This window comes from Acinetobacter bouvetii DSM 14964 = CIP 107468 (assembly GCF_000368865.1).
In the GTDB taxonomy this organism is placed as follows: Bacteria; Pseudomonadota; Gammaproteobacteria; order Pseudomonadales; family Moraxellaceae; genus Acinetobacter; species Acinetobacter bouvetii.
Genome location: NZ_KB849727.1, coordinates 545,361 through 565,612 on the forward strand (window position 1 = coordinate 545,361; position 20,252 = coordinate 565,612).

A 20,252-nucleotide genomic window follows, 5' to 3' on the forward strand; every position below is an offset into this window, starting at 1 on the left:
GTATTCATGATTCCTTCATTTTATTTTGCATAAATTGCCAAAGGCGTTTTTTCAACAAAGGCTGAATCAGCATTTCCTGCAATGAAGCCAGCTGAATAGAATGGGATGCCTGCAGGTGCGGAATTTCCCCTAAGCACAGCACATTTTTTTCTGTACTGAACACATCTAAAAAGCCTTGTATATAAGATGATGCACCGCGGCCATCCTGCATGTTCTGCCAAGCAAATGGCCATTGCAGATGATGAAATTCTGCAGAAACGGCACGCTGAATATTGCGCCATAATTGCTGCTGATCAGCCGTGATCGCAGTTGCGTCAACCAGCAGCACGCATTGCGGCAACACCATTGCCTCAATTGAAAAAGCGGGAATGTGAACTGCCGAAACTAAGGCTTCTTGCACTGCAGCGGGTGCTGTTTGCTGTTGTTCCGCCTCAGGGGCTGAAAGCACAGGCTCCTGATGGACAGGCGGCTGAGGCCGTTCCGGCTGTTCAGCCACCGCAGGCATGTGCGGCAGGATGATTTCCGAAATAGCTTCTTCAGGCGCCTGATCACGCCATATAGCAGGCTGATGCTGCTGACACAGAGCATCCTTAGGAATCCAAATATCAATTCCCAACGCCGCCATTATGTCACGCTGATGCCCCATCATGCTTTCATCATCACCAAAATTCTAGCCAATATTCTATCGAGATTAGGCGCACTTTGCTGTACTTTTATTTTAATTCAGCTTAAATGGTGCGCATCGTCAATTGTTAAACCGGATCGCCGCAGTCAAAACCCATTTGACGGATACCAACGCCACAGCTTAAACCCATCATTTAGATAATCATCAAGCTGTTTTTCTTTTGCATTAAATCAATCATTTCATCAGTTTCAAAACCTAAGCGCCAATACAGCAGCTCCAGCACATCCAGCTCATCCTGCGTGATAATCCGGTCATTCCATAAGCAAATTTCTGCAACAGCCAAAATACTGAATCGGTCGCGAAGCAAAAGCCCTGCAATATCATTTAGAATTTCCGCTAAATCAATGGGTTCATCTGAAATTTCGCTGTAACGCTCCAGCTCTTTTGAACTTAAAATACGCTTAAGAATTTTTTCACGCACTTCCAGCTGACTGTCACTGTTAATTTGCTGCACATGCAGCAAGGCATCAATCAAACGCACAATACTGGGCTTTACATCCTCTAAAGCTGTCGCTGTATGAATAGGCATCAGGTTCAGCTCAAACTTTACCCGCTCGAGCAGCAAAGCATCCAGCAGCCCAATTTCACCATCTTCCTGAATAATGAGCGCCAGCTTCATAAGGAACTGTCTTGCAATTGTTGCCGGCATACCGCCAATGTTTTTACAGGCTTCTTTAAAAATAGCAATATGGACCCGGCCATCCAAATTCAACAATGAATCGACAATAGCGCGGCTGACTTCCGCTTCCGTCGGAATAAATTCCCGATACTGACGAATCATTAAAATCGCCACCATCACTTCACGCGACCCCGTAGCCGTCTGCATCGCCCGGACAATCAATTCAGGTCGCTGCCAATTGGTGCGGATTTCAGGCTTTAAAGGTTTAATCGCATCTTTAATGGCAAAGCTGATTGGCGACAGCCGCAGCAAAGGCAAAGGCTGAGGTGAACTCCAAGGAATCGTAACATCCGGACTGACTTCTTCCAGCGAACGGAATAAGCTAAACAGCAGCTGATTTTTTAATTTTTTTAGATTTTCCAGCTGTAAATCCTGAATGACACCCGGATTCAACTCAAAAATGCGCTGCGCAATACTGGGATGAATATTCATCCAGTTTTGCGGGCTTAATGCGTTGGCAAAACACATATGAGAGATGGATTCAGCATATTCACTGTGAATTTGAGAACCCGAGTGATGGACATATATCCGCAGCAACGTTTGAATATTGGCATCATTTTGAATTAGACGCTTGGTCTTTTGGTCATTTCGGTATGTGCGCCCGCCCAAGGTAATAAACTTAATAAAGCGGGTAATCAGTATTCCTAAACTCCCTGTAAGCCAAATCAGCGCGCCAATGGCTACAAATACAGTTTCAAATTTATTTTCACGCACATAGCCGTTACGGTAAAAACCGCGTTTCGCAATTTTACTGCCCCACTGGCTGAATGTTGTCAAACCGCTGTATAAAATTTTAAGGCGGGTATTTTCAGCAGCTTCACCCGACAAAATTTTATTAAATTCATGGCTGAGCAAACCATACAACTCCATTTCATCTAAATTCTGCATTGCCCCCCATGTTAAAATGATAGCGGTATCTCGCGGGTAAAAACCCGCAGTTAAGGCATTCACCCCAACTTCATACGGCAGCACATATAAAGCCGGCATATCAATTAAAAATGTATCCGCCAGCTGTTCTGTAATTTTAAGCGCTGCGCTTTCTTCAGGAATGCTTTCTATCAGGCTTAATCGGCGCGCACCCAGCTGCTTTGCCAACGAATGTCCGCCCATTCTAAAAACATAAAATTCATAAATAACAGAAACCGACATGATCAAGATCAGCAGCGCAATTAAATATGGGCTGAGCATATGCCAATAAATTGATTGGGTTGAATCTACATAAAAAACCAATAAGCCGACAATTGTATTAATCAGCACAATCGTTAAAAGCACAGCAACCGCACAAATAGAAGCGGACCAAAACATATTTTTGTTTTTTATAAAAGCATAGCCGACTTTTCTCAATGCAATCCCTTAAAACAACATTGTCTTTTGTTTAACCATCATAAATGAAAAAAGCGGGAAATTCCCGCTTTTCATAGAGTTTTTGAAGTGATTACTCTTCGCGAACCCCTGTTAAGTCAACCGATGCCGCGTCGATATTAACATCAATATACTTGTCATTGTTTTCCAGCTTCGCCGAATCGCTGCGCTGTTTCTCCAATGCGTCCAAGTAAGCTTCATCAATGCCGCCCGCAACATACACGCCATTGAATACAGAACAGTCAAACTCTTGAAGTTCAGGAACTTTCGTCGTGCGCACAGCCGCTTTTAAGTCTTCCAAATCCTGAAAGACCAACCGGTCCGCACCGATAATTTCACGGATTTCTTCAACACTGCGGTTTGATGCAATCAGCTCAGATTTAGCAGGCATATCAATGCCGTATACATTTGGATATTTCACCATAGGCGCAGCAGAGGCAAAGAATACTTTTTTCGCACCTGCATCACGCGCCATCTGGATAATTTCGTTACATGTTGTGCCGCGGACAATAGAGTCATCCACCAGCAAGACATTTTTGCCTTGGAACTCCAATTCAACCGGGTTCAATTTTTGGCGAACTGACTTTTTACGCAGCTGCTGACCCGGCATAATGAAGGTACGGCCGATATAACGGTTCTTCATGAAGCCTTCGCGGAATTTCACACCCAAGGTATTTGCCAGCTCAAGCGCAGAAGTGCGTGATGTATCCGGAATTGGGATCACGACATCAATATCATGCTCTTCACCCCATTCACGCAAGATTTTCTGCGCAAGCTTCTCACCCATTTTTAAACGTGCTTTATACACTGAAATGCCGTCAATGGTTGCATCTGGACGCGCAAAATAAACGTATTCAAAAATGCATGGGCGGTATTCAGGTTCTGATGCGCACTGTTTCGTGAACATCTCACCCTGCGCCGTAATGAAGATCGCTTCGCCGGGCGCAATATCACGCTCAACTTTAAAGCCAAGGGCAGTAATCGCGACCGATTCAGAAGCAATAATATACTCTTTGCCCTGCTCTGTTTCACGAGAGCCATAGATCAGCGGGCGAATACCATTTGGATCGCGGAAGCCCACCAAGCCTTGCCCGGTAATCATCGTGACCACAGCATAGCCGCCCTTGCAGCGCTCATGCACGCGGGAAACCACATCAAAGATGTCTTCCGCTGACGCAGTCAATTTGCTGCGTTTTTGCAGCTCATGCGCAAAAACATTGAGCAGCACTTCTGAATCAGAATCCGTATTCATGTGGCGCAAATCTGTTTTAAACAGGTCCTCATGAATTTCCGCCGCATTGGTTAAGTTGCCGTTATGCGCCAATGTAATGCCGTAAGGCGAGTTTACATAAAATGGCTGGGCCTCAGCACTGCTTGAAGAACCCGCAGTTGGATAACGCACATGGCCAATACCGTAGTTCCCCTGCAAAGCGCGCATATGACGTGTATGAAACACATCACGCACCATACCGGTGTCCTTGCGAAGGAATAAGCGACCTTCATGGCAAGTTACGATCCCAGCGGCATCTTGTCCACGATGCTGTAACATCGTTAATGCATCAAACAACATTTGGTTAACGGGTGATTTACCAGCTATACCAACTACTCCACACATAGCAACCTCGCAGACAAGCTAGGATTAATAAAAAGGATTATTTGTTGACTTAACTTCAGACGGCGTTTTTTTAGCAGCCGCCTCAGATGAAAGTTCCGAAGACTTTGACTGGTCTTCAGAATGAATATGATGCATGGCCTCATTGGCAGCATCTTTGGACATTTGCGCAGCCCAAGGTGCATATGGCAATAATGCTTGAATAAATTTTGATTGCTTCCAGTGCGGTGAACTTTCCACCCAAGGCCCGACGCCTTGAATTGTAATCAGCACCACCAGCAAGCCCTTTAGGCCTCCAAATACACCGCCTGCCAAACGGTTTAACGGGCCTAATTTCAGGCTTTTTAAAATACCGTTCAGCAAGGATGTGGCTATCCATGTGAGGACAACAATCACCAGTACAATAAATGCAAAGGCCGCAATTTTTTGAACCACTGGATCCGAACTGAGCGCAAGCATCGAAGGCGCCAAAATGGATGCATATTTTGCCGCAACAATTAATGCCAGAATCCATCCTGCCAAGTTCGCAAAGGCTTTAATAAATCCTTGACGCAAACCGTTAAGCCCTCCAATGAGCAATATAATCAGTATAAAGATATCAATGGCATTCATAATCTTTATAGCGCGTCGACGCAGTCTTTAACAAGCCTAGGTCCAGTATATATGAGACCGCTGTAGACTTGTACAAGGGTGGCGCCGGCATTCTTTTTCGCCGCAGCATCTTCGCCTGACAAAATACCGCCCACGCCAATTAATGGAATTTGACCTTGCAGCGCTTTCGCAAAAGCCGCCAAACATGCTGTGCTTTTTGCAAATACTGGAGCACCAGATAAACCGCCCGCTTCATCGCCATGTTTCAGGTTTTCAACGCCTTCGCGCGACAAAGTGGTGTTGGTTACAATCAAACCGTCTATTTTAAATTGCAGCAATTGATTGCTGATGAACTGAATATCTTCCTGTTCTAAATCAGGCGCGACTTTAAGCACTAAAGGAACATAATGCTGATATTCTTCAGCCAATTCAAGCTGGCGCTTTTTCAGGGTTTCCAGCAATTCTGTTAAAGCCTCGCCGCTTTGCAGGCTGCGCAGATTTTTAGTATTGGGGGATGAAATATTAACCGTAATATATGATGCGTAATTGTAAACTTTTTCGAGGCAAATCAAATAATCATCAACCGCATTTTCAACCGGTGTCGCTGCATTTTTTCCGATATTAATGCCCAGAACACCTTTAAATTTCGCGGCTTTGACATTTTCAATCAGCTGATCTACGCCATCATTATTAAAACCCATGCGGTTAATGATGGCTTTGGCTTCCGGCAAACGGAAAAGGCGGGGTTCAGGATTGCCAGGCTGAGGCTTTGGCGTAATGGTGCCAATTTCGATAAAACCAAAACCCTGAGCTGCCAAGGCATCAATATAAGCGCCATTTTTATCCAGACCTGCCGCCAAACCGACCGGATTTGGAAACTCGATACCCATGCAGGTCACCGGTTTTGCAGCAACGGCCTGACGCATCAAGCCCATTTTATAGGATGATTTCAAAAGGGATAATGTCAGCTCATGTGCACGCTCTGGTGCTAAAGAAAACAACAAAGGGCGGGCAAGAGAATACAACATATCGGCAAAAGTCTACTGCTTTTTAAGTCGCCATATTATAGGCATAGCCACACTAAAACACCATGCTTGATAAAAGCTTATTTGATAAAGTTCTGATTTTATTGTTTCAATAATATACAACTTCATTCGATATTCTTCGCGGCATAATGCCGGAAAGAATATCCATCCAATTTATCACTGAATCCCAGCCGAGCAGCAGAACTCACACGATAGCTGGCATTTGCTGAAAAACCGCCTTTAAATACGCATTATGATCAATAGTTATACCTGACACATCCGTCGCGATAGCCTGTTCGCCATTATAGATGAATGTGCCGATGGAGAACGACTCTTAGCGGCAAGCAGCTGGCTGCGTAAACTCCTATTGCTAAGGCCTTTGCTGGCTGACTAACACTGGAAAAACGGCTTTCCAGATCAGTCCTGCTGTCAATTTACTTTTGTGATGCAGCCAATGCATCCGCACTTTTCACCGCGGCTTCAGCCGCACCCAGCTCTTTAACCCCAAAAGCAGAAGAACCGTTCATGCACTTGATCAGGCATCAACACGCATTAATGCACAACCGCAGTCAATTTAATCTGACCCGCTTCAGAATTTAACTCCATTTTTTCAATACTCAGGCCCATCTGCGCCATTTGGGTTAAAAAGTTAGCCAGTACAGCATAATTTTCATGCATGGCCGCAATTTGAATTTGATCGCCAGACTGCTGCGATGCAACTGACAGCCCCTGCTGCTGCGCGGCCCGCTGCACCTTATCTGCGGCAGATAAAACAGTATCACCCGCTGGCTTCATCGTCACTGCATTACTTTGCATCCAGACCATCGTATCTTTCAAATCATTGAGGCGCTTTTGCTGATATTCCGCCGCTTTATGCATATAAAAAAGCGCAGAACCCGCCGCCGCAACAATGACAAAGGCCGCTGTAAATACCACCATCACCCGCTCGCGCACAGAAAGGCCATCCAGATAATCCGTAACCTGTTCAACACGCTGATCAATACGGTGCTGTAAATTTTCTAATGCTTTCATTATTGTATTTTCACCAATCCCACCACACCGGAAGCGCTGGGCTGAATATTCCCCAATTCAGCTTTAAAGCCCTGCTGATTCAGCTGCTGGATTAAATTTTGCAGCAGTTCAGCTGAGCCTGCTTTCAGTTCCATATTTAAGGCCGATGCGTCATAAGATACACGGTTTGCCGTAATCTGCTGCTGCATCAGCAAAGGCCCAACGCGGCTAAGCAAAGATAAAGCCTGCGTACTGCCTGTTTGGCTTTGACGCAATTGCGCCTCAAACTGGCTTTTCAAGGTTTGCTCTGTCACCGGATAGCTTTGGCCAAACCAATATTTAAACTGATCAACCGCTTGCACTGCCATCGCATTCGCTACTTTTTTGTTTTGATGCCAGCGCACAGCATCATAACCAAACTGCACCACAAGCAGCCCAAGCAGTACAGCGGCGCAAGCTTTCCAATAACCCGATACTCCCTGCTGGTTTTTCGCTTTCGGCAGCACATTAAATGGATGCTGCTTAGGCTTTTTAATAACCGGGACTTCATAGTGGAAACTTTCTATCTGCTCTGCCGTCACAACCGCCTGCAGGCTATTCATCTGCTCTGCCGTCAGATTCGCAACCTGATATAAAGGCTGGGCTTGCTGATAATCTAAAAACAAGGATAAATCATCGACCGTTTTTCCCAAAAACTCATTTTCACGGACCAGCAAATGACCATTAATATTTGCTAAAACAGCTTGCCCCGCTTTCGGCTCAGGCAGCAGCAAAAAATCTGGCAGCAACGCGGTCACATTCATAGGAATTAAGGTCAAAGCATGCTGCAGGGTTTCTACTTTAGCATTCGCGATGCCAAAAACCGTTAACTGCTCTGGGTTTTGAAAATGGTGCAGCACTTTCATCAAGTCCAAAGGCAAAATAACATACTCTTCCAGCAAGTATTTCACGCCATCTGCGCCGAGTTTTTTATACTGCGCCTTAGGAAAACTCTGCTGAATAATCTGCGCATCCCTGCTTGGAAAAAAAACGACTGCTTCTTTGCCATGATGCTCTTTCAGATCTTGAATTAACTGCTCAAGATTAGAGGACTGTTTCCAGCATTCTCCATCTGACCACTGCCAAACCCCATTGGCTTCAGGTGTCCACAAATACAACATCGGTTTTGCTCTGCCGTTATAATTAATTTATTATGCTGCTGGTATAAAGCTTTTAATTTGTGTCGATAGTCCTGGCGCAATCACCGCCTGCTCATAAATTCGGGCTTCTGCCAGTGCAAAAGGCTGAAATGGCTCTGCCTGCAATATAGATGCAATATGTGCAACTACATTCATGTGGCACACCACAGCAACAGATTCATAGGGCAGATGCGAAAGCCACTCTACAGCCGTGCGCGCATCATCATCGGGTTTAATTGTATTGCAAATCACCACGGGTACATCTGGAAAATGCTGGCTCAAATGCGCAAGTGTTTCCTGCGCGCGAAGCAAAGGACTCACCACAAACACTTCAGGCTGAATCACACCTTTCAAAAAAGCCGCTGTTTGCTCAGCTTGCAGATGCCCTCTCGGCGTTAACGGACGCTTGGCATCATTCCCCATAACCGGCGGCGCTGCTTCCCCATGACGAACTAAAGTCAGTTGCATAAAATTTCCTTTTTTCTATGCTGCATTATAGCTTCTGTGTATGACAATTCATGCTGTCATTCTCAACAAAAGGCATATCACCTTCAAATTAAGCCTGCTGATGCGGCAAGACAAATTCTACATCACTGCGGTGGCCATTTTTCATTAATGACAGCGCAATACTCAGCGGCGGCGCGCCTTCAAAAATCACATTATACAACGCGCTGGTGATTGGCATATATACATTCAATTCTTCTGAACGCGCTTTCACTTGAACAATAGTGTTGATCCCTTCCGCCGTTTGGCCCAATTCCTGCGTTGCCTGCTCCAGGCTTTTGCCCGAACCCAATGCATAACCCACTTGGTAATTGCGGCTCAGCGGGCTGCTGCAGGTCGCAAACAGATCACCCACACCCGATAAGCCCAAGAAGGTTAATGGATTTGCACCAAGCTCGACTGCAAAACGGCTCATTTCAGCCAAAGCGCGGGTTAAAATCATGCTTTTGGTGTTTTCACCGACACCGTAAGCAGCTGCCATCCCCATTGCCACAGCGTAAATATTTTTCAATGCCCCGCCAAGTTCCACACCATTCACATCATCACTGGCAAATACACGGAACAATGCGCTATGCAAAGCTTGCTGCACAGCGTAGCGCACCATTTCCGACTGGCTGGCGATAACTGTTCCCGCTGGCTGCCCTGCAACAATTTCTTTTGCCAAATTTGGTCCAGACAGCACCCCATAAGGCACTTCAGGCAATACTTCGCGGATAATATCACTCATAAAGCTGAAGGTTTTCGCCTCAATACCCTTGGTTAAAGACACCACCGCCTGAGAGGTGATAAAAGGCTTAATCTGCTCCAGAACACTGCGGAAGGAATGGCTCGGAATTGCCACAAAAATTATGTCGCGGTTGCACACGGCTTCTTCTAAATCCGAAGTCGCGCGAAGTCCAGCTTCAAGCTGAAAATCTGGAAGATAGCGCTTATTGATATGTGACGTATTGATATCTGCCGCCGCAGCTTCATCACGAATCCAGATCATGGTATTGCAGCCGTTGCGCACTGCTGTATTGGCCATTGCCGTACCAAAACTGCCGCCGCCCAATACTGTCACTCTCAACGCTGTTTTATCCGCTGGCGCAACTGACTCAACCAAATCTGAAAATTTAAGTTCTGACATTGTTTTTATTTCCCAATACGTTCAATTTAAACGTTTATTACTTCCAATCACTGACAAATTCTGAAACATTAATGGCTGAACGCGGCGGAATCGCCTTGAATGCCGTTCCAATATAAATAATCCCTGCAATTAAATCAGATTCGTTCAAGCCCAACGATTGCTTGAACAGTTTAGACTCAACCACTGCGCCGCTGCGCCACATGGTCGAAAAGCCTTGCGCCTGCAGTGACAGCAGAAAATTCTGTATTGCCGCGCCGGAACTTAAAATTTGTTCAAAATGCGGCACCTTTGGATGATCCTGCAATTTTGTTAAAGCCAGAACCAGCAATGGCGCCCGAAAAGGATGATGCTTCACCCGCTCCAGCTGCGCTTCTTCGGTTTGTCCTGTATCTGCCAGCGCTTGGGAAAGCAGCTCGCCAAATGCCTCACGCTCTGATTCCGCCACCACAACAAAACGGGTCGGCTTTAACCGGTGATGATCTGGCGCTGTCAATGCCGCAGCAAAAGCCATTTCCAGTTGCGCAGCATTGGGTGCAGGCTCAACCAAATGCCCAATGGATTGGCGCTGATGAATATTTTGATGAACTGTTTCAACCGCAATATCTGACATTGATTTTATATATCACTTAAATAAGGCTAAGCTCAAGATTAGCATATTCTCAAGCACTTACTCCATATGGAATAAATCTGTCAGTTTCAAATTTGATAAGCATTTACACCATACAGTTCATCAATGAAAAGCAGCATAATTTATACAGGTTTTATGCATCGTTTTTTCAAAGCTATGTTCAAATAGATAAATTCTTAATCACAACGGGGAAAACAATGAAAAAACAATTCGCCATCTGCTCTTCTATCGCTTCAGCGCTTTTACTCAGCGCCTGCGCATCTAATACGCCAACACAGTCTCTCGCTATTCAAAAAGCCAATAATCAATATGAAGTGACAGGTGTCGGAAAATCCTCACTGATTTCTAAAAATAACGCCATCAGCGCAGCCAACAGCACTTGCGGCAAAAATGCAGTCCCTGTGATCTCTGATGAAAAAAGCGAATACAATGGCGCCTTAAAAGGCGTGCTGGATGAAAAAACGGGGCAAATGGTGCAAGCTGCAGCCAGTGTTTTAGGCACCATTACCGGCAACAGCGGCAATCTCAGCAAAGATGATGATTACCAAACGGTACTGACGTTTACCTGCAAAGCCAAATAATTCAGATACTGCATGTTTCAATGCTTAAAATAAAAAAACCGCTCAATGAGCGGTTTTTTTTACCATTACAGAATCAGCAGTAACCTTCCAAGCGGGTTAATGGCAATTTCTGTCCAATGGCTTTTTCAATTTCCGGCAGGTAAAAAGCATCGTCTTCCGACAAGAAGCTGATGCTGACACCGCGCGAACCAGCACGGCCAGTACGCCCGATACGGTGTACATAATCATCGGACTGTTCCGGCAACGTATAATTAATCACGTGTGAAACACCATCCACATGAATACCGCGGCCTGCAACATCGGTTGCAATCATAATATTGTGCTTGCCATTTTTAAACTGATCCAGCATTTTCAAGCGCTTGTCCTGTGCAATTTCGCCGGACAGCATGACCACTTTATAGCCATCTTTTTTCAAATGATCGTATAGTTTGCGCACTTGATCTCTGCGGTTGGCAAAGATCATCACTTTTTCAATCGGCTCGTCACGCAAAATCTCTTCAAGCAGTTTGTATTTATCTGATTTTGCAACCATATAAACACGCTGCTCCACATCTGCATTGGTTTTCTTTTCAGGTTCAATTTCAACAGTGACTGGCTCAAACAGCCACTGCTGCGCCAAATTCAGCACGTCATAGCTGAAAGTTGCAGAGAACATGAGCGTCTGGCGCTGCTCTTTGCGCGGCGAAAAACGCACGATGCGCTTGACTGAAGGAATAAAGCCCATATCCAGCAGGCGGTCTGCTTCATCAATCACTAAAAATTCAATTTGATCCAGCCAAACTTCTTTTTGCTCGACCAAATCAATCAGGCGGCCAGGTGTCGCCACAATAATATCGACAAAGTTTTTAGCCAGCTGGGCTTTTTGCTTATCAAAATCTACCCCGCCCAGCAAAGTTACTACATGCAGGTCCGTAAATTTTGTTAATTCTTTTGCATCGCTCTCAATTTGCAAAGCCAGCTCACGCGTAGGCGCCAAAATCAGCGCACGAGGTTCTCCGCGAAAGCGCTGCGTCTGAATCGGGTTATTCAGCAGATCATTAATCACACTGACCAAAAATGCAGCTGTTTTCCCTGTTCCCGTTTGCGCACGGCCAATTGCATCATGCCCCGCTAAAGTATATTTCAAAACTTTTTGCTGGATTGGCGTCATTTCCTTGAAACCCAAGGCGTCAATTGCCTGTTTCAACTGCGGATGTAAATTTAAGGTTTCAAAACCAGATGACATATAAATGCGCTCGAACGTTAGTAATCACAAAAAACTTGGAACAGTATAAACAAAAAACGCCCCAATTTACATTGGAGCGTTTTTAAGACCTTTTAGACGATTAGTCTAAAGGCTGAACTTCTTCAGCCTGGAAGCCTTTTTGACCTTTTACTACGCTGAATTCAACGCGTTGGCCATCACGAAGTGAACGGTGGCCGTCACCTTGGATAGCGCGGAAGTGAACGAATACATCGTCGCCGCCGTTACGTTGAATAAAGCCGAAACCTTTAGTGTCGTTGAACCATTTAACAACGCCTTGTTCACGTGCTGTCATAAGTTAATCCTCATTGTATAGCATAAAAAGGACAACCCGGTGTTGCAAACAGCAGAGCAAACAAGTTTAAAAATCTTTTTATTTCTAAGCTTGTAATCATTCTGTAAAACTATTAACAAAATCCCGGTTACATCCATTTGAAATAGGGCGACAAACAACTTTTGCTTATCTGAAATCCTAAATTCGGATCGAGCTTAACATGGGTTACTGACAAATAATAGAATTTTTTTCATCAATCTTAATTTTATCTCATAATTTTTTTCATAAGCTTCGAGTTTATTTTACTAATGAGCCATTTATAAAAAAATTTCAGCCTTATTGGGATTTGGCATTCAATTTGCTAATATTCATGTCCTTTTTTAAAAATCATGAACGGATTTTAAAATGAGTGAAAATTCAGCTGCCTGTATTATTATTGTGGATGCGATGGGCAGACCTTGCCCGATGCCCCTGCTGATGCTTAAAAAAGCATTAAAAAGCAATGCTGGGAAAAATTTCTTATTAATGTCGTCAGATCCGCATAGTCAGCAAGATGTTTCACGCTACTGCCAACTGCACGCATTAAAGTGTCAGCCTAGCAAAATTTCTGATTCTGAATATCACTACTTAATTGAATCTTAAATATTTTCGTTTAGACTAAAAGCTTCCTCAATCGTATTAAAGTTTACATTTCTCTACCCAATTTCCCATAATTCAGGTAAATATTAGATTAAGATAAAACTTAATTATTGGGCGAGAACCCATTTGACTCTTAAGGAGAACACATGCGTGACAGCAGCAATCAATTGATGCCCCTGTCATTATCAGCACCTGGGGTGAATCTTGGTGCTTATATCAGTACTGTCAACCAGATTCCTATTCTTACAGCTGAACAAGAAAAAGAGCTGGCAGAACGCTATTATTATGATCAAGATTTAGACGCAGCTAAAATGCTGGTCATGTCTCATTTGCGTTTTGTTGTTCATATTGCACGCAGTTATGCGGGTTATGGCCTGCCGCAAGGCGATTTAATCCAAGAAGGCAATTTAGGCTTAATGAAAGCTGTAAAGCGTTTTGACCCGAACATGGGTGTACGTTTAGTGTCTTTTGCTGTGCATTGGATTAAAGCTGAAATTCATGAGTACGTGATCCGCAACTGGCGTATTGTCAAAATTGCGACAACGAAAGCGCAGCGTAAATTATTTTTCAACTTGCGCAGCCTAAAAAAGTCATCTAAAAAATTAACATTGGCAGAAGCGCAGTCTATTGCAAAAGATTTAAATGTAACTGCTGAGCAAGTGCTGGAAATGGAAGGCCGTTTAACGGCTTATGATGCTGCATTTGAAGCGCAAGGCGATGATGATGATGAAGGCTCAACTCATGTGGCGCCTGCGCTGTATTTAGAAGACAACCGTTATGATCCAGCGCGTCTGGTCGAAAATGAAGACTATGAAGAACAGAGCACGTCAGCATTGCATGACGCAATGGACCAGCTAGATGACCGTTCCCGCAATATTCTGCAGCGCCGCTGGCTGGACGATGAAAAATCAACTTTGCATGAATTAGCGGCTGAATATAATGTTTCTGCAGAGCGCATCCGTCAGCTTGAAAAAAACGCGATGGAAAAAATTAAAGTCGCGATGTCATCCAACTAAAGAATTAGGCTAATTAAGCTTCTATAAAAAAGCGCTTCGGCGCTTTTTTATTGTCTAAATTTTTCTTATCCTGCGCAAAAAATAATGACACCTGTATGTATTCAATAAAATAAAGGCTGGCTATGACCATTATATATCAACAAAACTCCGCGCTTTAAAAAAAGCATTCAATGCCCCTATGCTATCCGGCGCCCATCTGCAACTTCGATTGGCGGCACTTTGGTGCGCGCAGTCAACAGTCTGACTTAGGCAATGGCTGGAAATCTACCGGCTTAGCGCAAGCGTTGATGCAAATGGCGCAATGTCCTACAGCAATTCCCCTGTGATGGTTTACATCTCTGACCGCTGAATTTCAGCTTTACTGACGATTCCACATTGAATACATGTGCCCAAGCCTAATATTAAAAAATGGCAGTTTTCGGCTTACCCGCCTGCCCTAAATATGCTATGGTTGAGCGCAAATTTTACCAAGGGCATCTTGTGTATGTGGATTGGAATTTCTGCAATTAACCTCGCTCTGGCCGTGATGCTTGGCGCATTCGGCGCACACGGTTTAAAAAAAATTGCATCGCCTGAACAGCTTGCCTGGTGGCAAACTGCAACAGATTATTTCTTTTATCATGCCTTGGGCCTTCTTGCCTTAGCCATCATCAGCAAAATCATTCCGCAGCTTCCCATAAAAGCCAGCTTTTGGCTGATTCAAATGGGCATCCTCTTTTTTTGCGGTTCACTCTATGTCATGGCTTTAGGCCTGCCCCGCATATTAGGCGCCATCACCCCGATTGGCGGTGCGCTGATGATTTTAGGCTGGCTGATTTTGGCTTGGAACGCATTTAAATTCGCAAAATAACCCCGTAGAGATTTTTGCATGCACATCTACCTGAATGGCGAGCCGCAGCAAACTGCTTGCCGCAATTTATTGGAACTCATTCAAGAACTCGCACTGGAAGGCAAGCGCTTTGCCGTCGAGAAAAATGAAATGATTATTCCGAAAAGCAGATTAGAACAGACCGCCATTTGCGATGAAGATCGCATCGAAATAATTCATGCCGTCGGCGGCGGCTAAATGGAGTCCCCATGGAAGACACTTTTAAAATCGGTTCACGTACTTTCAATTCACGCCTATTGGTCGGTACGGGAAAATATAAAGATTTGCACGAAACAGATTTAGCCATTCAAGCCAGCGGCGCTGAAATCGTGACCGTGGCAATCCGCCGTGTCAATATTGGCCAGCATCCAGATCAGCCAAACTTACTGTCCGTTGTCCCGCCTGAGAAATATACAATCCTGCCAAATACAGCAGGCTGTTTTGATGCCGACAGTGCAATCCGCACCTGCATGCTGGCGCGTGAATTGCTGGATGGCCATAACCTTGTGAAACTGGAAGTGCTGGGAGATGAAAAAACCCTTTATCCCAATATCACTGAAACCTTAAAAGCTGCCCGCACCTTAATTGATGATGGCTTTGAAATTATGGTCTACACCTCAGACGACCCTATTGTGGCTCAGGAACTTGAAAGCATGGGCTGCGTGGCCATTATGCCGTTGGGCAGCTTAATTGGCTCTGGCCTTGGAATTTTAAATCCGCACACCCTTTCAATTATTAAAGAAAATGCCAAAGTGCCGGTATTGGTGGATGCTGGCGTAGGGACAGCCAGTGATGCAGCCATTGCCATGGAACTAGGCTGTGACGGTGTACTGATGAATACGGCGATTGCCGCCGCGCAAAATCCAGTGCTGATGGCTTCTGCAATGAAAAAAGCCGTCGAAGCTGGCCGTGAAGCATTTTTAGCAGGCCGCATGCCGCGCAAGCGCATGGCCAATGCCAGCTCGCCAGAAACTGGGTATTTCTTTAAATAATCAGCAAAAATACCAAATAAAAGGATTCTTCGGAATCCTTTTATCCTTGATTGCTTTCAAATTTTATTTCCAGCATTTGATATGCTGCTGCATGTTCTACAAAAAATTTAAAAGGGCCAAAACATGCTATTAAAACAACGACTCTTCTGTTTTATTGCCGCGTCTTTAATGATCAGCAGCATTTCAGCACAAAAGCCTGCTTCAACAAGCTATCAGTCCTTTATTCCTGAACATTGGAAAGTCCTCAAAACAACCCAAGGCGACTTGAATGCGGACGGACTGCCCGATCTTGCTGTCATTATCGAAGATACTGACCCGAAAAAGATTGTCTTAAATGAAAACTTGGGCAGTGACAAACTCAACCTGAATCCGCGGAAATTGATGGTGCTGCTGCAGTCACAGCAAGGCTATCAGCTGGCTGCCAGCAACCAAAGCTTGCCGACCGAAGGTGATGCCGATGCTCCTTGCCTCGCTGACCCATTGGGTGAAGGTGAAACCTTAGTCATTCAGAAAGGCCTGCTTAAAATCAGCTTCCATTATTGGCTCAGCTGCGGCTCATGGTACGTCACTAATCAGACCTATACCTTCAAATATCAAAACCATGCATTTAAATTGATTGGCCTGGACAGCAATGACTTTCATCGCGCATCAGGCGATATCAGCGCACGCAGTATCAATTTCTTAACAGGAAAAATAAAAAGCACATCTGGAGAAAATGAATTTTCAGAAACTGCGCAGCCTGTTAAAGTAGAATGGTCAAAATTAAAAAATAAATATTCACTGAGCCTTGAGCAAATACAATTTAATGAACATGATGAGTTTGAGTAAAATAGCCCTGCGACGGGCTATTTTACAAATGCAATCAACTCATACCACTTGTTCCAGTATGCGCACTTGAACCTGCAATACAGCGCCTTGTATTGCCTCTTGATGCGCTTTCATATTAACGCTGTGCATATGCGTTTCCAGATCCTGCCGCGTTTCCCATTTTTCATACATAATAATGGAATATGGAACTTTCGCCTGCATAGCGCTTTCACCTGACAGATCATCAATATAAATGTCATAGCCATAGCAGCCCGCTTCCTGTAAAACCCGCGGACGGATCTTTTTAAATGACTCAAGCACCCTGACAAAATTAGTTTCTTCAGCACATAGAATTTCTGCAACAACAGTGAGCATAATAGTTTCCTTGATTGCCAATTAAGCAAAAGCCTGTATCAAATGTTCACGGTATTGCGCTTTGTAAGCTTCGACAGCTGGCGCCTTAATGACATCATTTGCAATAAATGTCGGCAGCGCCTGCAATCCTAAAAATTGATTGGCTTTATGAAACGGCAGATACACCCCATCCACACCCGCACCATGAAAGAACTGGTCAGGTTCATTAAATGCCGCCATCGGCGCATTCCAGGTTAATGACAGCATATATTTTTTATGCTGAATTAAACCGCCGGAACCATATTTTTTAGAGGCATCAGAACGCGATCTGCCATCACTTGCATATAAGCTGCCGTGCCCTTCGGTAAAAACATCATCAATATATTTCTTGACGGTCCAAGGTGCGCCCATCCACCAGCCTGGCATTTGGTAAATGACAGCATCCGCCCAAAGAAAATTCTGCACTTCATCCTTCGCATCATAATTGGAATCTGCACGGGAAATTTTAACCTGATGCCCCAAATCAGCCAGAACAGATGCCGCTAAATCAGTCAGGGTATCGTTCAACTCACCATTTGAATGCGCAAATGTTTTGGCGCCATTTACAATTAAGATGTTACTCATGTCTAAGCCTTGAATATTAAGTACTGCAGGCACTATAGCGGCAATGAATGCTGTTAAAAATTCCTGAATGCGCAAAATATTATTGAGTAAAAATCAGCAATCAGAGTAAAGGCATAAAAAAACGCCCAAGGGCGTTTTTTTATCATCTGGCGTTTTAAAGCTATTTTTTAAGGAATTAAGCCTTCGTCCCGCATCGCAATTTGCACAGACTGGCGCGCGGCGACCTTATTGCGAAGTGCAATAATATTTTTATACGGCGTTAAATCATGATGAATCAAATTCGACCAGTTTGTTAATACAAATAGGTATGCATCCGCTGGCCCAAAGTTATCATCCACCAAGTAATCATTGTCTGATTCGCTGATCGCTTTATCGATATAGCTCAACAAGCGGTCAATTTCTGCATAGCCTTTTGCCTTGGCCTCATCATTCAGCGGCGCGCCAAAAAACACCGCATAGGCATCATGCAATTCTGAGTTTAAATAGCCCAGCCACTCCAAAACCTTGGCGCGGCCCAAACCCGACGGCGGAATCAAATCTTGCTTCGGATCATGCTGTGCAAGAAACGGTAAAATTGCAACATTTTCAGTAAGGATCAAGCCTGGATTAATCTCTAAAGCCGGGACATAGCCCTTAGGATTAATTTCATAATAATCTGCGCCCTTTTCTGTTTTATGTGTTTTTAGATCGACGCGAACCAAATCAAAATCAACATTAATTTCATTTAGAATAATATGCGATGCCAATGAGCAAGCGCCTGGAGAATAGTAAAGCTTCATATCTGATCCTTGTTATTACACTATTAACTGTTTTAAATCGCTTCTAACAAACTTTCAAGTGATCACACCTATAAATTGCAAAAAAGCGTAAATGGATAAAAACCTTTACGCTTTGAATATTGTCTAAATTACAGCTTTTTTCAAGTGAATCTGCGATGCAATTTTGCTTCATGATGATTTACCATACGCCTGATTTAATTTTGATGAAAAAATTGTGGTTTTTAAAAAAGAAGAGTGGTTTTCCAATATACGTACAGATGTACTGGCAGGATTAGTCGTAGGGCTGGCGCTGATTCCTGAATCTATCGCTTTTTCCGCTATTGCCGGCGTAGACCCGCAAGTCGGTTTGTATGCATCTTTCTGCATTGCCGTCACCATTGCCTTTTTAGGCGGACGTCCCGCCATGATTTCAGCAGCGACTGGCGCTATGGCCCTGCTGATGATTACACTGGTCAAAGCGCATGGTTTGCAGTATTTGCTGGCCGCTACCGTATTAACAGGTGTGATACAAGTCATTGCGGGGTATTTTAAAGTCGCCAAGCTGATGCGCTTTGTCTCGCAGTCTGTTGTGTATGGCTTTCTCAATGCGCTGGCCATCTTAATTTTTGCGGCGCAGATTCCTGAAATAAGCCAGATGGATAGCTTAGGCTATTTATTTATGGCGCTGGGCCTCGCGATTATTTATCTGTTTCCATACATTCCTAAAATCGGCAAAACCATTCCTTCGCCACTCGTCTGTATTGTTGTTCTAAGCGGTTTGGCGCTTTTGCTGAGCGCTGATATGCGTACCGTCAGCGACTTAGGGCAATTCCCTGATACCTTGCCGATTTTCCTGATTCCAGAAATCCCGCTGAATTTAGAAACCTTACAGATCATCTTGCCTTATTCTATGACCTTGGCCACTGTCGGTTTGCTCGAAACCATGATGACCACAACCGTCATCAATGAAGTGACTGGCACTGAAGGCGACCGCCATCAGGAATGCCGCGGGCAAGGCTTTGCCAATATCATCAGCGGATTTATGGGCGGCATGGCTGGCTGCGCCATGATCGGCCAATCAATTATTAATGTTTCTTCAGGGGCACGCACCCGTTTATCCACTTTAGTGGCAGGCGTTTTTTTACTGTGCCTGGTGGTATTTTTTAAAGACTGGCTGGCCTATGTGCCTATGGCGGCTTTAGTCGCGATTATGGTCATGGTGTCTTTTACCACCTTCCAGTGGGGCTCAATCAAGCAATTCCGCAAGCATCCGGCTTCGTTTAATGCGGTGATGCTTGCCGTGGTTATTGTAGTGCTGGCAACGCACAATTTGGCTTTGGGTGTGTTGGTTGGCGTCTTGCTTTCTGCCCTGTTCATCATTAACAAACTGGAAAGTGAAGTCAAAGTGCAATCTGAGCGCAGCGGCAATATCCGCACATACAGCATTTACGGACAAATCTTTTTTAGCAGCTCAGATAAGTTTTTTCAATTTTTCAATTTTAAAGAAGATCTGCACAAGGTCATCATTGACCTGACTCATGCCCATATCTGGGATATGACTTCAGTGAATATGCTGAATACCGTAATTCAGAAGTTTAAAGATCAGCATATTGACGTTGAAATTATAGGAGTAAATGAAGCCAGCAGCACCTTAATTGACCGCTGCAATCCGCTTTAGTTTTTTACTAAAATAAA

The 20,252-nt window shown here is 44.4% G+C and carries 24 protein-coding genes; 9 read left to right on the plus strand and 15 right to left on the minus strand.

Features of this window, described 5'->3' with window-relative positions; genetic code table 11:
* Positions 1 to 4: 4 nt before the first annotated feature.
* From F941_RS09645 to F941_RS09690, 10 genes are all read right to left on the minus strand, one after another.
* The gene (locus F941_RS09645) at positions 5 to 649 is read right to left on the minus strand and encodes a hypothetical protein (protein WP_005010596.1); all 645 of its coding nucleotides are present in this window, start codon (positions 647 to 649) and stop codon (positions 5 to 7) included.
* Positions 650 to 818: 169 nt separating this feature from the next.
* Positions 819 to 2,708 carry a M48 family metalloprotease gene (locus tag F941_RS09650; protein WP_005010597.1) on the minus strand — a complete coding sequence of 630 codons (1,890 nt, stop codon included), beginning with the start codon at positions 2,706 to 2,708 and terminating at the stop codon, positions 819 to 821.
* Positions 2,709 to 2,799: 91 nt separating this feature from the next.
* On the minus strand, positions 2,800 to 4,341 hold the full coding sequence (gene purF, locus F941_RS09655) for an amidophosphoribosyltransferase (protein WP_005010598.1): 1,542 nt from the start codon (positions 4,339 to 4,341) through the stop codon (positions 2,800 to 2,802).
* Positions 4,342 to 4,365: 24 nt separating this feature from the next.
* Positions 4,366 to 4,950, minus strand: a complete 585-nt coding sequence (locus F941_RS09660; RefSeq protein WP_005010601.1) for a CvpA family protein — start codon at positions 4,948 to 4,950, stop codon at positions 4,366 to 4,368.
* A 5-nt stretch (positions 4,951 to 4,955) separates the two neighbouring features.
* Entirely contained in the window at positions 4,956 to 5,957 is a 1,002-nt protein-coding gene (locus F941_RS09665; protein WP_005010605.1) for a quinone-dependent dihydroorotate dehydrogenase, read from the minus strand.
* 549 nt (positions 5,958 to 6,506) lie between these two features.
* A complete protein-coding gene (gene gspM / locus F941_RS09670) occupies positions 6,507 to 6,986 on the minus strand; it encodes a type II secretion system protein GspM (protein ID WP_005010608.1) in 480 nt (159 codons plus the stop codon).
* Entirely contained in the window at positions 6,986 to 8,125 is a 1,140-nt protein-coding gene (gene gspL, locus F941_RS09675) for a type II secretion system protein GspL (RefSeq protein ID WP_005010611.1), read from the minus strand. Before gspL ends, gspM begins: the two co-directional genes overlap by 1 nt.
* Before the next feature lie 30 nt (positions 8,126 to 8,155).
* On the minus strand, positions 8,156 to 8,611 hold the full coding sequence (locus tag F941_RS09680) for a SixA phosphatase family protein (RefSeq protein WP_005010614.1): 456 nt from the start codon (positions 8,609 to 8,611) through the stop codon (positions 8,156 to 8,158).
* Between the two features lie 88 nt (positions 8,612 to 8,699).
* Positions 8,700 to 9,773, minus strand: a complete 1,074-nt coding sequence (locus tag F941_RS09685; RefSeq protein WP_005010616.1) for an NAD(P)H-dependent glycerol-3-phosphate dehydrogenase — start codon at positions 9,771 to 9,773, stop codon at positions 8,700 to 8,702.
* 37 nt (positions 9,774 to 9,810) lie between these two features.
* Positions 9,811 to 10,383, minus strand: a complete 573-nt coding sequence (locus tag F941_RS09690; RefSeq protein ID WP_005010622.1) for a nitroreductase family protein — start codon at positions 10,381 to 10,383, stop codon at positions 9,811 to 9,813.
* A 215-nt stretch (positions 10,384 to 10,598) separates the two neighbouring features.
* On the opposite strand from F941_RS09690, the gene F941_RS09695 reads away from it, so the two are divergent.
* Positions 10,599 to 10,982, plus strand: a complete 384-nt coding sequence (locus F941_RS09695) for a hypothetical protein (RefSeq protein WP_005010624.1) — start codon at positions 10,599 to 10,601, stop codon at positions 10,980 to 10,982.
* A gap of 73 nt (positions 10,983 to 11,055) precedes the next feature.
* On the opposite strand, the gene rhlB is transcribed toward F941_RS09695, so the two are convergent.
* Positions 11,056 to 12,207 (minus strand): ATP-dependent RNA helicase RhlB, encoded by a 1,152-nt coding sequence (gene rhlB, locus F941_RS09700; RefSeq protein ID WP_005010627.1) that lies wholly within the window; start codon positions 12,205 to 12,207, stop codon positions 11,056 to 11,058.
* 100 nt (positions 12,208 to 12,307) lie between these two features.
* The gene (locus F941_RS09705; protein ID WP_004648643.1) at positions 12,308 to 12,520 is read right to left on the minus strand and encodes a cold-shock protein; all 213 of its coding nucleotides are present in this window, start codon (positions 12,518 to 12,520) and stop codon (positions 12,308 to 12,310) included.
* Between the two features lie 384 nt (positions 12,521 to 12,904).
* Between F941_RS09705 and F941_RS09710 the strand changes: the two genes are divergently transcribed.
* The 7 genes from F941_RS09710 (at position 12,905) to F941_RS09735 (ending at position 16,842) form a co-directional block, all read left to right on the plus strand.
* Positions 12,905 to 13,141, plus strand: a complete 237-nt coding sequence (locus F941_RS09710) for a sulfurtransferase TusA family protein (protein WP_005010629.1) — start codon at positions 12,905 to 12,907, stop codon at positions 13,139 to 13,141.
* Positions 13,142 to 13,284: 143 nt separating this feature from the next.
* Complete coding sequence (rpoH, locus tag F941_RS09715) at positions 13,285 to 14,154, plus strand: RNA polymerase sigma factor RpoH (protein WP_005010630.1); 870 nt, start codon at positions 13,285 to 13,287, stop codon at positions 14,152 to 14,154.
* A gap of 170 nt (positions 14,155 to 14,324) precedes the next feature.
* Positions 14,325 to 14,480, plus strand: a complete 156-nt coding sequence (locus F941_RS16540; RefSeq protein WP_018572965.1) for a hypothetical protein — start codon at positions 14,325 to 14,327, stop codon at positions 14,478 to 14,480.
* 158 nt (positions 14,481 to 14,638) lie between these two features.
* The gene (locus F941_RS09720; protein WP_005010631.1) at positions 14,639 to 15,004 is read left to right on the plus strand and encodes a DUF423 domain-containing protein; all 366 of its coding nucleotides are present in this window, start codon (positions 14,639 to 14,641) and stop codon (positions 15,002 to 15,004) included.
* Between the two features lie 18 nt (positions 15,005 to 15,022).
* The gene (gene thiS / locus F941_RS09725) at positions 15,023 to 15,220 is read left to right on the plus strand and encodes a sulfur carrier protein ThiS (protein WP_005010632.1); all 198 of its coding nucleotides are present in this window, start codon (positions 15,023 to 15,025) and stop codon (positions 15,218 to 15,220) included.
* An 11-nt stretch (positions 15,221 to 15,231) separates the two neighbouring features.
* On the plus strand, positions 15,232 to 16,014 hold the full coding sequence (locus F941_RS09730) for a thiazole synthase (protein ID WP_005010634.1): 783 nt from the start codon (positions 15,232 to 15,234) through the stop codon (positions 16,012 to 16,014).
* Between the two features lie 168 nt (positions 16,015 to 16,182).
* Positions 16,183 to 16,842 (plus strand): hypothetical protein, encoded by a 660-nt coding sequence (locus F941_RS09735; protein WP_018572964.1) that lies wholly within the window; start codon positions 16,183 to 16,185, stop codon positions 16,840 to 16,842.
* A 39-nt stretch (positions 16,843 to 16,881) separates the two neighbouring features.
* Here the strand turns inward: F941_RS09735 and F941_RS09740 are convergent, their stop codons facing one another.
* From F941_RS09740 to F941_RS09750, 3 genes are all read right to left on the minus strand, one after another.
* A complete protein-coding gene (locus F941_RS09740) occupies positions 16,882 to 17,196 on the minus strand; it encodes a putative quinol monooxygenase (protein ID WP_005010639.1) in 315 nt (104 codons plus the stop codon).
* A 21-nt stretch (positions 17,197 to 17,217) separates the two neighbouring features.
* Positions 17,218 to 17,799, minus strand: coding sequence for an NAD(P)H-dependent oxidoreductase (locus F941_RS09745; protein WP_005010643.1), 582 nt, complete (start codon positions 17,797 to 17,799; stop codon positions 17,218 to 17,220).
* A 167-nt stretch (positions 17,800 to 17,966) separates the two neighbouring features.
* Positions 17,967 to 18,578 carry a glutathione binding-like protein gene (locus F941_RS09750; RefSeq protein WP_005010644.1) on the minus strand — a complete coding sequence of 204 codons (612 nt, stop codon included), beginning with the start codon at positions 18,576 to 18,578 and terminating at the stop codon, positions 17,967 to 17,969.
* A gap of 211 nt (positions 18,579 to 18,789) precedes the next feature.
* On the opposite strand from F941_RS09750, the gene F941_RS09755 reads away from it, so the two are divergent.
* The gene (locus F941_RS09755; protein ID WP_026253429.1) at positions 18,790 to 20,235 is read left to right on the plus strand and encodes a SulP family inorganic anion transporter; all 1,446 of its coding nucleotides are present in this window, start codon (positions 18,790 to 18,792) and stop codon (positions 20,233 to 20,235) included.
* Positions 20,236 to 20,252: the final 17 nt, after the last annotated feature.

Excerpts from the sequence above, each read along its gene's own strand:
- F941_RS09645 (WP_005010596.1), bottom strand. The coding sequence starts at position 649 with ATGATGGGGCATCAGCGTGACATAATGGCGGCGTTGGGAATTGATATT.
- purF (WP_005010598.1), bottom strand. The coding sequence starts at position 4,341 with ATGTGTGGAGTAGTTGGTATAGCTGGTAAATCACCCGTTAACCAAATG.
- F941_RS09660 (WP_005010601.1), bottom strand. The coding sequence starts at position 4,950 with ATGAATGCCATTGATATCTTTATACTGATTATATTGCTCATTGGAGGG.
- F941_RS09665 (WP_005010605.1), bottom strand. The coding sequence starts at position 5,957 with ATGTTGTATTCTCTTGCCCGCCCTTTGTTGTTTTCTTTAGCACCAGAG.
- gspM (WP_005010608.1), bottom strand. The coding sequence starts at position 6,986 with ATGAAAGCATTAGAAAATTTACAGCACCGTATTGATCAGCGTGTTGAA.
- gspL (WP_005010611.1), bottom strand. The coding sequence starts at position 8,125 with ATGTTGTATTTGTGGACACCTGAAGCCAATGGGGTTTGGCAGTGGTCA.
- F941_RS09680 (WP_005010614.1), bottom strand. The coding sequence starts at position 8,611 with ATGCAACTGACTTTAGTTCGTCATGGGGAAGCAGCGCCGCCGGTTATG.
- F941_RS09685 (WP_005010616.1), bottom strand. The coding sequence starts at position 9,773 with ATGTCAGAACTTAAATTTTCAGATTTGGTTGAGTCAGTTGCGCCAGCG.
- F941_RS09690 (WP_005010622.1), bottom strand. The coding sequence starts at position 10,383 with ATGTCAGATATTGCGGTTGAAACAGTTCATCAAAATATTCATCAGCGC.
- F941_RS09695 (WP_005010624.1), top strand. The coding sequence starts at position 10,599 with ATGAAAAAACAATTCGCCATCTGCTCTTCTATCGCTTCAGCGCTTTTA.
- rhlB (WP_005010627.1), bottom strand. The coding sequence starts at position 12,207 with ATGTCATCTGGTTTTGAAACCTTAAATTTACATCCGCAGTTGAAACAG.
- F941_RS09705 (WP_004648643.1), bottom strand. The coding sequence starts at position 12,520 with ATGACAGCACGTGAACAAGGCGTTGTTAAATGGTTCAACGACACTAAA.
- F941_RS09710 (WP_005010629.1), top strand. The coding sequence starts at position 12,905 with ATGAGTGAAAATTCAGCTGCCTGTATTATTATTGTGGATGCGATGGGC.
- rpoH (WP_005010630.1), top strand. The coding sequence starts at position 13,285 with ATGCGTGACAGCAGCAATCAATTGATGCCCCTGTCATTATCAGCACCT.
- F941_RS16540 (WP_018572965.1), top strand. The coding sequence starts at position 14,325 with ATGCCCCTATGCTATCCGGCGCCCATCTGCAACTTCGATTGGCGGCAC.
- F941_RS09720 (WP_005010631.1), top strand. The coding sequence starts at position 14,639 with ATGTGGATTGGAATTTCTGCAATTAACCTCGCTCTGGCCGTGATGCTT.
- thiS (WP_005010632.1), top strand. The coding sequence starts at position 15,023 with ATGCACATCTACCTGAATGGCGAGCCGCAGCAAACTGCTTGCCGCAAT.
- F941_RS09730 (WP_005010634.1), top strand. The coding sequence starts at position 15,232 with ATGGAAGACACTTTTAAAATCGGTTCACGTACTTTCAATTCACGCCTA.
- F941_RS09735 (WP_018572964.1), top strand. The coding sequence starts at position 16,183 with ATGATCAGCAGCATTTCAGCACAAAAGCCTGCTTCAACAAGCTATCAG.
- F941_RS09740 (WP_005010639.1), bottom strand. The coding sequence starts at position 17,196 with ATGCTCACTGTTGTTGCAGAAATTCTATGTGCTGAAGAAACTAATTTT.
- F941_RS09745 (WP_005010643.1), bottom strand. The coding sequence starts at position 17,799 with ATGAGTAACATCTTAATTGTAAATGGCGCCAAAACATTTGCGCATTCA.
- F941_RS09750 (WP_005010644.1), bottom strand. The coding sequence starts at position 18,578 with ATGAAGCTTTACTATTCTCCAGGCGCTTGCTCATTGGCATCGCATATT.